We start from the raw sequence: 16,014 nt of genomic DNA, 5'->3' as shown, positions 1-16,014 counted from the left end.
TTTTTAACAACATGGAGTTAAATATCATACAAACACAAATTATAAAATATTCCCTCAGATAGATTTTTTAATCATAATTGTTTTCTATCATGATTTGGGTTTTTGTGCTGATGGTGAAATTAAAAATTTCTCCAACAGGAAGTAATCGAAGTAATATTAAAAACATAAAATAACATTGCGGTCAACTTATTGAAAATTTATGGTAGTGGTGATGGGGATTCTGTGGGCGAGTTATCGACAGTGGTTAATGCGGGTAAGAACTAATTATGGTTATGGTGGTGTGATAGCTGTGTGTTTGTTATTGCCAGCACTAATTGTCCTTTTTGTGGTGGGTTGGTTAATACTTAATGGTGAATTAGCGAAGTTATATAATTATGCTTTTGCTATTTCCCTTCTTGAGTTTGTTGTAATTATAGTTTTTATTATTTTAATTTGGCAAAGTGCGATAGTAATTGAGCGCCTCAGTTGTAAAAATCGTCGTGCTGAAGAGGCATTGAAAATTAAGGATGAGAATCTGCAAACTTTTGTCAATGCTAACATTATTGGTATTGTTTCTGGTGATATTTATGGTGGCATCCACCAGGCAAACGACGAATTTTTGAGAATTACTGGTTATACAAGGGAAGATTTACTCGCTGGTAATTTAGATTGGCGGCATCTGACAGCACCGGAATTTTTATATTTAAATGAACAAGCGATCGCTGAATCTCATTCTAGTGCAGATGGTGGTTGTACACCATATCAAAAGGAATATATTCGCAAAGATGGTAGTCGTATTCCTGTGTTAGTTGGTTTTGCCCTCAAGGGGGAAAAACGGGAGAGGTCAACAGCTTTTATCCTGGATTTAAGTGAACGGGAAGCCGCACTCAAGGAACTTCAGAAAAGTAAGAAAAAAATTCTCAACCTTAACCAAAAATTACGGCGACGAGTCAATGAGTTACAAACTTTGTTCGATATGATTCCGATTGGTATTGGCATAGCGAAAAATCGAGAATGCCAAACTATTACAATGAATCCAGCTTTTGCCAAGTCACTGAGGATGCAGTCTGGTGAAAATGCGTCCTTGACTGGACCTATAGCAGAAAGACCGACAAAATTTAAACTTTTCCATGAGGGTAAAGAACTGACTGCAAAAGAACTACCCATGCAATATTGTGCGGCTCATGGTGTGGAAATTTCAGATTTTGAGGTTGATGTTGTCCATGATGATGGCACAATTGTGAATTTGCTGGAATATGTCGCTCCGTTATTTGATGAAGATGGGAAACCGAGAGGATGTATCGGGGCATTTTTGGATATTACGGAGCGGAAACAAGCAGAAAAAGATCGCACTAATTTGATCACTTCTTTACAAACACAAACTGAGCAGTTACAGAAAGCTAACCAGATGAAGGATGAGTTTCTGGCGGTTTTGTCCCATGAATTGCGATCGCCTCTCAATGCTATAGTCGGTTGGTCTCATTTGCTCAGAACTCGCAAATTTACAGAAGATCAGGTAGCCCAAGGACTAGAAACCATTGAACGCAATGCGAAAATCCAAAATCAGTTAATTGATGATTTGTTGGATATATCCCGCATCATTAGAGGTAAGTTAAAGTTTAATCCTCGAAATTGCAATTTAGTTCCTATTATTAATTCAGCTATAGAAACTGTCTCCCTTGCAGCCCAAGCAAAGGAAATTAATTTGCACTTTGATCCCCATGATGGAGAATTGCCAGATTCAACCTCTGCTGTGATGGTATCCGGTGATAGCGATCGCTTGCAACAGGTAATCTGGAATTTGTTAACCAATGCCATCAAGTTCACACCTCAAGGCGGTAACGTCGAAATTAGGCTGAATAAAGTGGCTATTAGCACCGCAAATTTGTCAAATGATCATGATCAACCCAGAAAATATGCTCAAATTCAAGTAATTGACAATGGAATTGGCATTACTGCTGATTTTCTGCCCCATGTCTTTGATCGTTTTCGTCAAGCTGATAGTTCCAGCACTAGATCCTATAGTGGACTGGGATTAGGATTATCACTTGTGCGCCATTTAACAGAAATGCATGGTGGTACTGTTCATGTAGAAAGTTTAGGGGAAAACAAAGGATCAACATTTACAATCAAACTGCCACTGATGGAAGAAAGTTACAGTACACAGGCGCAAAAGTATCGGCAAAAAGCAGCAAAATCCGACTCGATTTTTTTAGCTTCTCCCACATCTTTACCCATACTAAACGGCGTAAAAGTATTAGTTGTAGATGACGAAGTTGATAGCCGTGAATTTATTGCTACAGTTCTACAAGAATGCCAAGCGGAAGTTACAGCAGTATCATCAGCCCAAGAAGCTTTGGAAATGCTTACCCTGTGGACACCGGATGTTTTGATTAGTGATATTGGGATGCCAGGGGAAAACGGTTATTCATTAATTCGTAAAGTGCGATCTTTATCCCCTGAAAAGGGCAGAGATATTCCCGCAGCCGCATTGACAGCTTATGCTAGGGTAGAGGACAGGATGCAAGCCATACAAGCAGGATTTCAATTACATTTGCCCAAACCCATTGAACCAGTAGAATTAGCTACAGTTGTCGCCAGTCTGGTTAGACGCAATCTTCTGCATCCTGATTCATAGCAATAAACCAGAAACTTTATGTTTAACTGAACCAGATTGAGATATAATTCATTGTCAACCAATAAAATATTTTTAACTCCCGACTTCCATTATATCATTGCCATAGTTTCAAATTAAAATGAGATTCAATTTTTATCCATTTGGTTTTCGGGAAATACTTAAAAAGTTATTTCTGCCTTTGTTTTTAATTTCCTTACTCATAGTTTTATGGGGAAACACCTTCACACCTGTAACAGCCCAAACATCACGTCAAGAAATTCGTGGTGTATGGATGACAAATAATGATCTTGATATTCTTAAAGATAGGACTAAAGTTCAGGAAGCAGTCACACAACTGCAACAACTCAATTTTAACACTATCTATCCCGTAGTTTGGAACTCTGGTTATGTCATGTATCCTAGTGAAGTCGCCAAACGTCTAGAAATCCAACCATTTGTATTTCAAGGCTTAGATGGACATGATATTCTTGCCGATTTAATTGATAAAGCCCATCGGCAAAATTTACTAGTAATTCCTTGGTTTGAATTTGGGTTTATGACTCCTCCCAGTTCAGAATTAGCCATGAATAAACCAGAATGGTTAACACGCAAAAAAGATGGGACTCAAACATCTATTAGTGCCGGCGGAGAGGTTTCATGGTTAAATCCATTCCATCCCCAAGTCCAACAGTTTATTAGTGATCTTCTAGTAGAACTTACTCAAAAATATAATATTGATGGTATTCAGTTTGATGATCATACAAGTTTACCTTCGGAATTTGGCTACGATAAATATACAGTTGCCTTATATCAACAAGAAACCAAAAAAACGCCACCAAGTGATCCTCAAAACCCAGAATGGGTAAATTGGCGGGCAAATAAAATTACAGAATTTATGGTGAGACTGAATCAAACAGTTAAACAGATCAAACCGAAAATGATTTTCTCCGTCTCACCTAATTACTATAATCATGCCTATAAATTTCAACTCCAAGATTGGTTGAACTGGGTACGATTAGACATAGTAGATGAGTTAATTGTCCAAGTTTATAAGGAAAATTTAGATCATTTTATTGGCAAGCTTTCCCGTCCAGAAATGGAAGAAGTAAAACAAAAAATTCCTGCGGGAATCGGTGTTATGGCAGGTTTAAGAACTAAATCCGTATCAATGCAACAGATTCAATCTCAAGTCCGTGCCGCCCAACAACGGGGACTGGGTGTAGCTTTTTTCTATTATGAAAGTCTTTGGAATACTGCACCAGAAGCATTAAAAGAACGTTTAGCTGGATTTAAAAGTTTATTTCCATATCCTGCATCCCGAACTGCTGTAGAATCAAGAGGATGGGAAATAAAAGTAGAATCAACGCCAGAGGAAACAAAAGTAGAGTCAATACCAGGAGAAACAAACCTCACTGTTACTGACCAAATACCATTTTAAGCAATACACGAATGGGCAATTAATCATTTACGTAGGGGTAGCGCCCCGTGCCTACCCCCATATTTAGGGCAAAAGATTGAATTTTTGATTAAAAATTAGTGTTAAATTGAGATTTAGGAATTAGTTTGCAAATAATCAATTGCGGCTAATAATTTATTAGGATAACCTTCAGCAAATTTTTCAAACCATATTCCTTCTGATGACAATGGATCTAATTGATCTAACCATTGTTCAGCAGATTTTTGTAAAGCTGCTTTTTGTTTAACTTGAAGTTTTTCTTGACGAATTTTCTCCTGTGTTAATTCTTCTTGTTTTTGCAGTGCGATCGCCGCATCTTTTGCCAAAATATCAGCTTGTACATCTGCTAATAAGTTGTTGACAAATACATCTGATTTAGGATCAGGTGAATGAACAAATTGAATAGGAGATAATCTATTTTGTGGTTTTGTCGGGTTGGATTGGATATATTCAGTTTTATTTTCCGCCAAATCAGCTTGGACTTCTGATAACAAATTATCTATGAATATATCTGATTTTATGGTCGGTGAAATCAATTTAACTGGGGTTAAATTATTTTGTGGTGGTGTTGTTTTTGGTTCTGTATATTCAGTTTTGAGTTCAGCTAATAGCTTGTCAATGGAATCCATATTTATAATTCCTAAAAGAGATAAGATCCCCAACTTCTTTTTTTATCTTATCAACAAATTATGAATTGATGTCAAAAGTGGGGGATCTACTTTTGTAATTTTTAATTCACGACGGTGCTAGTCATTAATGGCATTGAGCAAAACTTCTGATAAACTCATATCTTCCATATCATCCATTGTAACGGTGTCGCAAATATCAAACTTAGCACCTGCACTTTGTAGTTCATCATCCAATATTTTCAAAAAGCGGGTAGCTTGAGCATCATTACCGACTTGGATAAAAGAAATAGCTAATTCTTCATCTCTATCCAAACGTCGAGAAACTTCAATAATTACCTTCATGACGGCTTTACGATCATCTGGTTCACCGTCAGTAACTACTAAAATTGTTTCTCCATTGGGTTTAGTTGTACCGCAGGCTTTGCGTTGTAGATAATCATCGGTAGCGTGTTTCAAAACACCGGCTAAATCTGTTGTTCCTGAAGGATCATTTTCTGTGAAAATTTGTGTTACTTTGGCAGATGTGACATTTTCATAACGTTTGAATTTTCCAGAAAACAAATAAATAGTAATGCCATCTGGATCAAATTGTTCACATTTACTGGCTAAGGCCAAAGTAGATTCTTGTGCTGTTGCCCATCTAGTTCTCCCACCTTTTTGATCTGGGGTAGCCATGCTACCGCTTTTATCAATAATTAAGGTGTAATCACGGTTTTCTAGCATGACTAAACTCTCCAGATTTGAGGAATTTTTGTTAATTAATCAGTGATGGCGTTCATTAAAACGTCAGCCAAACTCATGTCTTCTAAATCATCTAAAGTTACGGTATCACAAATATCGAATTTAGCACCAACACTTTGTAATTGATCATCTAAGGCTTTAAGAAATTTGGTAGCTTGAGGATCTGCACCGACTTGAATCATGGAAATTGCTAATTCTTCATCTTTTTCCATTTGTCGAGTCGCACTGATGATAATTTCAAATACAGCTTTGCGATCATCTGGTTCACCGTCGGTAATGACTAAAATGGTTTCTCCATTAGGTTTGGTAGTACCAGCAGCTTTGCGTTGAAAGTAGCTATTCAAGGCATCTTGAAGTACACTTCCTAAGTTAGTTGTCCCTGCTGGATCATTTTCTTGAAATATTTGGGCTACTTTGGCAGCAGTCACGTTCTCATAACGTTTAAATCTGCCGGAAAAAACGTAAACTGTAATGCCGTCTGGATCAAATTCTTCGCACTTTCTGGCTAAAGCAATGGTAGATTCTTGGGCTATCTGCCATCTAGTTCTCCCGCCCACTTGGTCGGGTGTGGACATACTACCACTTTTGTCAATAATTAAGGTATAGTCACGATCGCTCATCATAATCTTCCTATTGTGATTTTTCTACAGCACTTCCCCATGTTATGAGGTACAAGAACCCCACCCCCAACCCCCTCCCCGCAAGCGATGAGGGGGCTATGATGTACGTCATATAATTGGAAACTGCTGTATCTCTATTTTAACCATTAAGCATGAATACAGCACATAATTCATCAATCCTTATCTGCGTTTATCTGCGTTTATCTGCGGTTAAGTATTTCTAAAGTCTGATTCTATACAGCTTCATATTAATTACGAATTACCGGCTTTTGCTTTCGGGTAAGCAATCCGTTTGTGATGAAATTGTTGCCAAACATCCACAAATATTTGGGCGATTTTTGGCATTTCTTCTCTTGTCAAGCCCGAATCTATTAATTGTTCATCTTGCCATTTGGCTTTGAGGATATTATTCAGCATATTTAATGCTTTTTCTGGAGTAGCATCTTTGAGACTGCGTAATGCGGCTTCACAAGAATCTGCTAACATGACGATGCCTGTTTCCCGTGATTGGGGGATGGGACCATCATAACAAAAATCGGCTTTATCTACAATGATGTGTGGGTTTTCTTGGGCTATTTGTTGGGCTTGGTGATAGAAATAGGCGATCGCCATTGTGCCTTGATGTTCGGGAATAAAAGCCTGAATTGCCGTTGGTAAACTGTGTTTCTTGGCCATGACTAACCCTTCCGTCACGTGCTTTTTAATTAACTCAGCACTTCTCCAAGGATCTTTAATTTCTGTTTCATGTTTATTGGGACTGCCGATCTGATTTTCAATAAATCCCAAAGGATCGTGCATTTTGCCAATATCATGATACAAAGTTCCCGCCCTGACTAATTCTACATTACAACCCAATTGTTTAGCCGCAGCTTCAGCCAAAGTAGCTACTAACAAAGTATGTTGAAAAGTTCCTGGGGCTTCTGTAGCCAGACGCTTTAATAATGGGCGATTAGGGTTAGCTAATTCCGCCAAGCGGATGGGAGTAATTACATCAAATAGTGTCTCCAGATAAGGACTTAAACCCAAAGCCACCACACTCCAAGACAAGCCAGATACAGCAAATAAACCAGCTTCTTGGAAGATATACCAACCCGAACCAAAAACCCCACCAGTGAGGATTTTTAATAATAAGAATACACCACCTTGGGTGAGCGCAGTGACAACACCTAATAATGCTAATTCTTCACGCGATCGCAATCTATGGGCTATATAACTACTTAACATCCCCCCCCCAGCCCCAGCCAACAATACTAGAATATTTGTATCTGTGGTAATTGGTAGTATCAGCGACAATAACCCCACCACCGTTATGCCTACAGTTGGTCCATAAAAACTGCCTAATAATAAACCAATTGCACTCCAAGTAGTATAGGGCAAACTGATTGCCAATACTCCAGGAACACTCAGAGTCAGCAGGAGAACTAATAAGCGATCGCGTTGTCGTAAATAATTATGACTTTTTCTTTCCAACCACACAAAAACCTGAATTCCTCCAGTCACAACCATTGCTACAACTGTTAAACCCAGCCAATTCACCTGTCTGCCAATCATGCGATAATGTTGTAATATATGAAATTTACCAGTTGTAATTTGTTCTCCTTTACTAACAATTACCTCTCCTTTTCTAATCTGTACCATCACAGACGGTATTTTATTAGCTACCAGTTGATCTTGTTGTTTAGTTTGGGCTTCATCTTGTTTAATATTTGGTTGTAATACCGCTAAAAATATATTTTTTGTTAATGATTCAGCTTCCATAGGTACAGATAATTCCACTTGTAAACTAACTGCATTATTCAAAATAGATTTGGGTAACCCCGCTGATATACCTTGAGCAAGAATTCGCTCGGCAATTTTACGAATTCCAGCTTGTGTTTTTAACCAATCATTATCAGTTAATTCTAAAATAACAGATTCTGTATAAATTTTTTGGATCTGTTCATTTTTTAGTTGTGATCCTTTATCTAGGGCTTGATTATATCCTTGCCTAACTTGCGCTATTTGGGTAATTAGTGCTGAGAAATCAGATTCTAAAGCAGTAAATTGATAAGCATCCAGTTCTGACAACGCTTGAATAAACGACGCTTCATCACTATGATTTCCATAACTAGGCAACGATACTACCGGAACACTTGATGAATTAGACAACTTTTTACCATTTATTGAATTTTGCGGTATTAACAAAAATTTGGAATTTTGTTTTTTTAAATTTTGTTTTCTATTATTTTCTAAAGTTACTTTCAGTTTTTGCCATTCTGATTCAGGAAAATTCCTCAAATAACGTTGAGTAGGAATTGATAAAACTGAAGTACTAGAAAACGGAAAAATACCAACTATTCCTCGCAGTTGATTACCTGCATCTAAAATTTCTTCTAAATGATCATTAATTTTATCATTGATCTGGTTATCAATCATCAAAACTGGCACAGACCTATCTATAGCATCTTTGCGTTTCTGTTCTGTCTCTTCTCGATTTTCAATATTATCCGTGTAGGGAGCAATAAATGTTTGCCAGGCAATATTATCAACTTTCATTCTTGGTTGGTTATATAAATCATGACCCACCACACTTGTCAATGATAATACTGCCAGCACCAAAATTATTGAGGAGCGTTTCTGGTGTACCCATCTGAAAATAACTTTATCAACACCACCAGTTTTTCTCACCAATTTAGTAGTTGATGTTTGTGTTTGTCCCCGTTTACCTTGTTTTCCTTGATGGCTATTTGCTGATAAATATAGAAGTAGATTTTTGAAAAAATTCCTATGCAGCTTATGTTGATGCTTTCCTTTACGGAATAGCACTTTATACTGTCGCTGCCATTGCTTTAATTGCTGACTCAAGGACTGCAAAAATTGCTGCGTTTTCATCTTTCCTGCCGCGAAATACCCCAAGTATGGCTGATGCCTCCGGCACACTACCCAAGCCGTGTAATAACTTAAGAAGAGAGCGGTTAGTATTTGACCCCCTTCAGGGTTAAATACGAGAGTCTCCAAATTTACTGCCCAATTAATTCAGTGTTTCGCAAAAATCATTTCAACGTCTACGAATAATATGAGGAGCAGCAAAGATAGTATATCCTGTATCTACACATTCGCCAAAATGATCACTAACGTCATATACTCCAGCCCATACCGCCATCATTATATCGGCTAATTTTAACATCTGGTTAAAACTGTGAAGTCCCCATGCAGGGGAATTGGTGACAGAGGGGGAAATTTGCCAACTTACAGGTATACCAACCGTACTATTATATGCACCTGATAATCCTCCAGCAATTGCACCTGTAATATCGTAATTGGCAAAATCGTGATTTTGATTAGCTCTTAATGTGGTGAGAGAAAAGTCTTCTAAGGTACTTAGAAAGCAGTAAAAAGCTAAACCAATATTACTAGTTAATTGTTCTGTACTGTTTAATTCCCTGGTTGCTGTTTCTAGTCCTGCACCCTTTTTTAATAAATCATTGACTTTTATTAATTGTTGTGGCAAGGAAGTTGATGTTTTATCTAAAAAACTCACTGTTTCCGAAATTAATGTGCGGGGATTAAGTTTTTCATTCAGGGATTGAGCGATCGCATATCCTATGATTAAACTAGCATCTCTGACAATCGGCTCATCTTGCCACTTGCATATTTTTTGCACTGCTAAAATATTTTCTCGCATTTTTACAGGATTTTCGTGAAAAAACATCACCACCGGCAATATAGCGAGAATCATTTGTCCCCAAGAATTAATATTTTTTTCTAATTTAATATCTGCCGCTTCTTGACGCTTTAACCAGTCCTCTACATCCAACTTACCCAAACTAATTAAACTTTCCGTCCCCAAAACCGCAATCCTACCCAAATTAAAACCATTCGGGTTAGATAAACTCTCTCCTAAAAATGCTCCTAGAAAAGTCCCCCTAACCCGATTCACAAGAGAATAACGCATAATTTTTGACTGGTAATAGGTAATAGGTAATGGGTAATTGGTAATTGGTAATTGGTAATTGGTAATTGGTAATTGGTAATTGGTAATTGGTAATTGGTAATTGGTAATTGGTAATTGGTAATTGGTAATTGGTAATTGGTAATTTAAATAACTCTTTCTTGCCCCTTGCCCCTTGCCCCTTGCCTCTTGCCTCTTGCCCCTTGCCCCTTGCCTCTTCCCTCTTCCCTCTTGCCTCTTGCCTCTTGCCTCTTGCCTCTTGCCCCTTGCCCCTTGCCTCTTGCCCCTTGCCCCTTGCCTCTTGCCTCTTCCCTCTTGCCCCTTGCCTCTTGCCTCTTGCCTCTTGCCTATTACTGCCTTAAATAATACACCAGTGCTTCCAGACCTAACAAATAACTTTGAGCGCCAAAGCCACTGATTTGGCCAATTACCACTGGTGCGATATAAGAATGATGACGGAAATCTTCCCGACGATAAATATTACTCAGATGTACTTCAACAGTAGGTAAATTAACAGCAGCGATCGCATCCCGCAAAGCCACACTAGTATGAGTGTAAGCCCCAGCGTTAATCACAATCCCCTGATGCTTTCCTAATGCCCCGTGAATAGCATCTACTAAAACCCCTTCATGATTTGACTGCATGGAAAATATACCTGCTTGCAGTTCCATTGCTTTGGACTCTAACAAGCGATTAATTTCTGCCAAAGTCAAAGAACCATAAATTCCCGGTTCTCTAAGTCCCAGCAAATTTAGGTTTGGTCCATGCAGCACAAGAATACTTAAAGCTGGCAAATTCAACTCCCACACCTTAAAAACTTTAGCGACGGCGCATAGAACGTTCATGTACAGGAATCGGAATCAGTTCCGGTTCCGGTTCAGCCTCTGGACCTAGCAGACTATCAATTAACTTCCGCGCTAATTCTTTCAGCTTTTCCAGCACCTTTTCTATATAATCCATTAAACTGACCGCTCCTGAGATAGTACCTCAATTTTATTTAACCGGGTCGCAGAAACTGGCGTATTATCGCACTTCTAGCCTTGGCAGGGTTGACACATTTCCACAAGTATGGTAAGTCCTACTATGAAATTTTAATTTTGTGTTTTCCCTTACTTATTAGATTATCACATTCATAATTACTAATGGGTAATTAGTGATATGAATTCAGGAGTCAGAAGTCACGATTTCAGGAGTATCGCTAACACCACGCTGCGCTATCAGGAGGTAGGGGCGCAGGGCCTGCGCCCATTCAGGAGTTCAGAAGGAAGAAATCTCTCCCCTACTCCCCCTACTCCCCCCACTCCCCCACTCCCCCCACTCCCTGCCCCTTCCCTAACTCGCCGCGTCTGTCTTTTTCGCTCTAGTCTTTGTTGATTTAGTAGTAGCAGTTGACTTAGTAGTAGATTTAGTGGTTTTCCGTGTAGATTTTGTAGATGCTTTAGCTGAAAGTAATTCAATAGCTGTAGACAAAGTTATATTTTCCACTGATTCACCTTCGGGAATACTGGCATTAGTTTTCCCGTGTTTAATGTAAGGACCATAAGGACCATCATAGATATTAACTGGTGAATCATCTTCTGGATGCGTACCCAACTCCCGTAAAGCTTCCTTAGACTTACTCTTAGCAGCGGCCCGACCCTTTTTCGGCTCTGCCAATAATTCTAAAGCACGATTCAAAGAAATTGTCAAGACATTATCAGTAGATTTGAGAGAACGATAATCTTTTCCCTCCTTTCCTTGGTCATGGACAACATAGGGGCCAAATCTTCCTAAACTAGTTTGGACTTTGCCACCAGTTTCTGGGTGAGTTCCCAAAGCACGGGGAAGAGATAATAAACCAACAGCCATATCCAAAGTGAGTGTTTCCGGTGTCACACCCTTGGGGAAAGAAGCTTGTTTGGGTTTAGGATTTTCCTCAGTCTTATCGCCTAGCTGCACATAAGGTCCATAAGTACCAATCTTGATATAAATAGGTTCTCCGGTTTCTGGGTGACGACCAACTTGGTCAGGTCCGACAATTTTTTGTTTGAGGAGAATTTCCACCTGTTTAGGGTCAAGGTCAGCCGGAGTCAGGTTCTTAGGAATAGAAGCGGTAATTACTTCCTCACCATTGGTAACTTCAATGTAAGGTCCATATTTACCAATACGGACTTTAGCATCTAAATTTTCTAGTTCTACAGTTCTAGCCTTGCCGGCATCAATTTCTGTTTCCCTTTCCCTTACCAAAGTTTCTAAACCTTGTTCACCAAGATAGAATTTCTTTAAGTAGGGTAGCCATTGAGCTTCACCCGTGGAAATTTCATCCAAGGTTTGCTCCATTTTAGAAGTAAAACTAGGGTCAACAATATCTGGAAAATGTTTTTCCAGTAAATCAGTCACAGCAAAAGCCGTGAAAGTAGGAATTAGAGCATTATTCAGCAACTGAGCATAATCTTTATCAATGATTGTGCCAATAATGCTGGCGTAGGTACTAGGACGACCAATGCCTTCACTTTCCAAAGTTTTCACCAAAGTTGCTTCAGTATAACGGGCAGGAGGTTGGGTTTCGTGGCCTACCGCGTCCAATTCTTTACATTGAGGATGATCACCAACTTTCAGAGCAGGTAGAATTACTTCTTGGTCTTCTAAAGCGGCTTCAGGATCATCCGAACCTTCCACATAAGCGCGGAGGTAGCCGGGAAAATCTATCCGCTTACCAGAGGAACGAAAACCAGCATCTTCCACTTGGATTTGCACAGTAACTTGAGTCTGGCGAGAGTCAGCCATTTGTGAGGCGACTGTACGCTTCCAAATCAAATCATAAAGAGCGAACTCGCGTCCAGCTAAACCTGTGTCTTGGGGTGTGCGGAAACTACTACCAGCGGGACGAATGGCTTCATGAGCTTCTTGTGCGCCTTTAGATTTGGTCGTGTATTGTCTAGGTTGAGGACTAAGGTATTGTTTTCCATATTTTTGCTCTACACAAGCACGGGCAGCGGTAATCGCTTGGTCGGACAAATGTACCGAATCTGTCCGCATATAGGTAATATACCCCTGCTCATACAAATTTTGAGCCACTCGCATCGTATCCCGTGCCGATAAGCGCAACTTGCGGTTAGATTCTTGTTGCAGTGTGGAAGTAGTGAACGGTGGCGCTGGTTTGCGGGTGACAGGACGTTCTTCCATATCCGTCACTGTCCAGATTTTCCCTTCTAGACGGGTTTTTAGAGTTTCCGCTTGCTCTTCATTAAGTAAAATTACATTGCGACCTGTGGTAATTCTGCCCGTTGTTGAGTCAAAATCGCTGCCTGTGGCAACTTTCGTGCCGCCTAGAGTCACCAGGACTGCGCTAAATAGACTTTTTTCTTGTTCTAAACTGGCTTTTAAATCCCAGTATGTGCCTTCATGGAAAGCCCGACGCTGGCGTTCTTTAATTACTAATAGACGTACTGCTACAGATTGCACTCGCCCAGCGGATAACCCCCAGGCAATTTTTTTCCACAGTAGCGGCGATAGGGTATATCCTACTAATCGGTCTAAAATTCTTCGGGTTTCTTGGGCGCGAACTACCTGCTCATCAATATTACGGCAGTCCTTCAAAGCTTTTTGAATGGCTTCCTTGGTAATTTCATGAAATACCATGCGCTTTGTTGGCACTTTCGGCTTGAGCAATTGGTATAAATGCCAACTAATACTTTCCCCTTCCCGGTCTTCGTCTGTTGCTAAAATCAGTTCAGTTACACCCTTGAGGGCTTCTTTAAGCTGAGTGACAATTTTCTTTTTGTCTTTGGGAACGACATAAATCGGTTCAAAGTCGGCTTCTACATTGACCCCAAGCTGCGCCCATTTTTCCCCTTTCACGGCTGCGGGAATTTCACTAGCCGATTGGGGAAGGTCACGGACATGACCCATTGAAGCTTCTACCACATAGTCTTTTGGTAGGTAGTTGCGAATGGTACGAGCTTTTGTGGGAGATTCGACAATAACGAGAGTTGACATGGAAATTAAAAAAAATAATAGCTATGCAGCTAAATAGTTAAGTTGGGTTAATTTTTGCGAAATGTCAAGATGAAATACCACGCCTAAGCAGTGATTGTATCCTTACACAAACTACCCAACAGGGGGGAATTTTATCAACTTCAGTTGCGGTGAATTAGACATGAGAATGCTGGAAGCAAGCTTTGAGAGTCAATTTGTCAGTTATTTCCATCTTTAACTTATCTAGTACATATTTGACGACTATACTTTGTAAAATATCCCTGGAATTTAATGGTACAAGACTGACAGTGGTTAAGGATTGGGGAAATAAATAATTTTAAATTAGCTTAATTTTCCTCATTTGCCATTTTTTATAGGGCTTGTCTCAAAATTAACTTATACATGAAGAATTGCTAAAATTATATAAATTACAACTACAAGCTTGATTATGAGCGTCTTAATACCTGATAATATTCTTCGAGCCATTGCCTAACTTCTTGAATTGCCAATATAAGCCCCAATTTGTTTAAGCCCCTGTAAAACTTGAATACGTTCTGCTGTATTTTCAAGTAACCGATAAGTGTGAGATCGCGTATATTGAGGGACATCTTGGTGGCGATTGCATTTCAAAAACAATACTTCTCTGCCATTTGTCACCATTCCATAGCAACTTGACTGCAAATTAGGAGCGCTCAACAAATAAGTAAGTGCTTGGGGAATTCCTGCGGTAACGTCCAGCCTTGCAGGTTTTGATTCGATTACCAAAATCCAAAAACTATCTTGGATTACCAAAATATCAATTCTGCCTTGAACCGCTATAGCATTAGCTTCATCAGCAACTTCGATACTGGTACTTACTTCTGCTTTTACCAAAAAAGGAAATTGATAGAAACCAGCCAAATCTAGCAATGGCGACACCACGACAAGCTTAACAATTTCTTCAAGGGGCGCTTCTTCTTGACTGAGATAGTTATAGTTGCGAGTGAGGCGATCTAGTCCTTGTAGTTCCGCTTCGGTTAGTGTTGGTGAATTATTTAACCATTCATCAAAAAAGCGATCGCTAGTGTCGAGTCTCAAGCCAAAGGTTTGACGGAGATTGCTAAGGGTAAGGCTACTAGCATTTGTAATCACAGTTAAATCCTTGTAGTATTTACATGAATTTCAGAAGTTTAGTTCTCGTAGCTTATGGGGCATATTTTTGTAAAAACTCGCTGGGAGTGAAACATTCAAATTCTTCAGTTTGCTCGACAAGTGCGCGAATTAGTTTGTAATTTCTGGATACAAAACATTTTGCTTTTCCTTGCTTGGCAGTTAGATAAACACCTGCATCTTCACGGGGAATTATGCCAGCATCAGCTATCGCTTGAATATCTTGGTCTTCTACAAATATGAAATCTACTTTCAATTGCTGCCAAAGTCTTATTAACAGACCACTTGACCAGTCTTTGTTTTGCAAGCGTTTACCAACTCGTAAGATTTGATCGATAAGTTCTTGAGAGAAGATAACTCTAGTTTGCTCATCGCTATTTTCATCACTGACTAGCAATGATAAAATTTTGCTTTCATCGCTGTTTAAATCAAGCGCTCCCAGAATGTAGATATTTGTGTCGAGAAATACCGATTTGGGTAGACTAGAACTTGATTTCACTGTCATTTAGCCTTTGCTCTCTTTCTGTGGATATTTCTTGTTTTACGTCCTGAATAAGTTCCATAATTTTGTCGGTCGAGTCATAGCCAGATTTGGTAAAAAGTTGATGGGACATAGTTGCAAATCCTTCGTTTGATAGCTGTTCTCGGCGATTACTAATTCCTATCAAATATTGAAACATTTCTAAACTTAACAGCACTGCTTTTTGCTGCCCTTCTTGAACTAAGGCGATCGCTTCTCCCTTAGAGTTGGCTTGTTGGATTAGCCCAGAAAGCTCTTGATTGTCCCGTACATTTGCTTCTAGCATATAGTTTGCTGTTTTGAAGTCAGTTATAATTTTATTCTATGTTATGCGATTCCCACGGAGCGCTTCGCTATCGCCTAAAAATCACGACTCACAGTAATGTAACCCCACTTAACTTTAGTATGATCGCTC

Annotated in this window: 13 protein-coding genes; 2 read left to right on the top strand and 11 right to left on the bottom strand. The window is 39.3% G+C overall.

Annotated features, from left to right (window positions below; genetic code table 11):
- Positions 1-199 precede the first annotated feature (199 nt).
- Both AA650_RS21600 and AA650_RS21595 read left to right on the top strand, forming a co-directional pair.
- Positions 200-2,617: a PAS domain-containing hybrid sensor histidine kinase/response regulator gene (locus tag AA650_RS21600; RefSeq protein ID WP_053540608.1), complete on the top strand. Its 2,418-nt coding sequence runs from the start codon at positions 200-202 to the stop codon at positions 2,615-2,617.
- A 118-nt stretch (positions 2,618-2,735) separates the two neighbouring features.
- The gene (locus AA650_RS21595; protein ID WP_053540607.1) at positions 2,736-4,034 is read left to right on the top strand and encodes a glycoside hydrolase family 10 protein; all 1,299 of its coding nucleotides are present in this window, start codon (positions 2,736-2,738) and stop codon (positions 4,032-4,034) included.
- A gap of 113 nt (positions 4,035-4,147) precedes the next feature.
- On the opposite strand, the gene AA650_RS21590 is transcribed toward AA650_RS21595, so the two are convergent.
- From AA650_RS21590 to AA650_RS21540, 11 genes are all read right to left on the bottom strand, one after another.
- Positions 4,148-4,681 (bottom strand): salt stress protein, Slr1339 family, encoded by a 534-nt coding sequence (locus tag AA650_RS21590; protein ID WP_233455469.1) that lies wholly within the window; start codon positions 4,679-4,681, stop codon positions 4,148-4,150.
- A gap of 117 nt (positions 4,682-4,798) precedes the next feature.
- A complete protein-coding gene (locus AA650_RS21585; RefSeq protein ID WP_053540606.1) occupies positions 4,799-5,404 on the bottom strand; it encodes a vWA domain-containing protein in 606 nt (201 codons plus the stop codon).
- A gap of 35 nt (positions 5,405-5,439) precedes the next feature.
- Positions 5,440-6,045 carry a vWA domain-containing protein gene (locus AA650_RS21580; RefSeq protein WP_053540605.1) on the bottom strand — a complete coding sequence of 202 codons (606 nt, stop codon included), beginning with the start codon at positions 6,043-6,045 and terminating at the stop codon, positions 5,440-5,442.
- 249 nt (positions 6,046-6,294) lie between these two features.
- Positions 6,295-8,913, bottom strand: a complete 2,619-nt coding sequence (locus AA650_RS21575; protein WP_053540604.1) for an HD family phosphohydrolase — start codon at positions 8,911-8,913, stop codon at positions 6,295-6,297.
- A gap of 166 nt (positions 8,914-9,079) precedes the next feature.
- Complete coding sequence (locus tag AA650_RS21570) at positions 9,080-9,976, bottom strand: ADP-ribosylglycohydrolase family protein (RefSeq protein WP_053540603.1); 897 nt, start codon at positions 9,974-9,976, stop codon at positions 9,080-9,082.
- Positions 9,977-10,323: 347 nt separating this feature from the next.
- Positions 10,324-10,818 (bottom strand): type II 3-dehydroquinate dehydratase, encoded by a 495-nt coding sequence (aroQ, locus tag AA650_RS21565; RefSeq protein WP_053540602.1) that lies wholly within the window; start codon positions 10,816-10,818, stop codon positions 10,324-10,326.
- Positions 10,793-10,933 (bottom strand): hypothetical protein, encoded by a 141-nt coding sequence (locus tag AA650_RS28320; RefSeq protein WP_027404689.1) that lies wholly within the window; start codon positions 10,931-10,933, stop codon positions 10,793-10,795. The genes aroQ and AA650_RS28320 overlap by 26 nt, the downstream gene beginning before the upstream one ends.
- 372 nt (positions 10,934-11,305) lie before the next feature.
- Positions 11,306-13,951 carry a type I DNA topoisomerase gene (gene topA, locus AA650_RS21555; RefSeq protein ID WP_039203318.1) on the bottom strand — a complete coding sequence of 882 codons (2,646 nt, stop codon included), beginning with the start codon at positions 13,949-13,951 and terminating at the stop codon, positions 11,306-11,308.
- A gap of 468 nt (positions 13,952-14,419) precedes the next feature.
- Positions 14,420-15,061 (bottom strand): hypothetical protein, encoded by a 642-nt coding sequence (locus AA650_RS21550; protein WP_053540601.1) that lies wholly within the window; start codon positions 15,059-15,061, stop codon positions 14,420-14,422.
- Positions 15,062-15,113: 52 nt separating this feature from the next.
- Complete coding sequence (locus AA650_RS21545; protein WP_053540600.1) at positions 15,114-15,584, bottom strand: PIN domain-containing protein; 471 nt, start codon at positions 15,582-15,584, stop codon at positions 15,114-15,116.
- On the bottom strand, positions 15,562-15,885 hold the full coding sequence (locus AA650_RS21540) for a hypothetical protein (RefSeq protein ID WP_053540599.1): 324 nt from the start codon (positions 15,883-15,885) through the stop codon (positions 15,562-15,564). Before AA650_RS21540 ends, AA650_RS21545 begins: the two co-directional genes overlap by 23 nt.
- Positions 15,886-16,014 lie beyond the last annotated feature (129 nt).

The organism is Anabaena sp. WA102 (genome assembly GCF_001277295.1).
Classification (GTDB): domain Bacteria; phylum Cyanobacteriota; class Cyanobacteriia; order Cyanobacteriales; family Nostocaceae; genus Dolichospermum; species Dolichospermum heterosporum.
The sequence above is the reverse complement of the archived record's forward strand: the minus strand, read 5'-3'. Positions and strand labels throughout refer to the sequence as shown.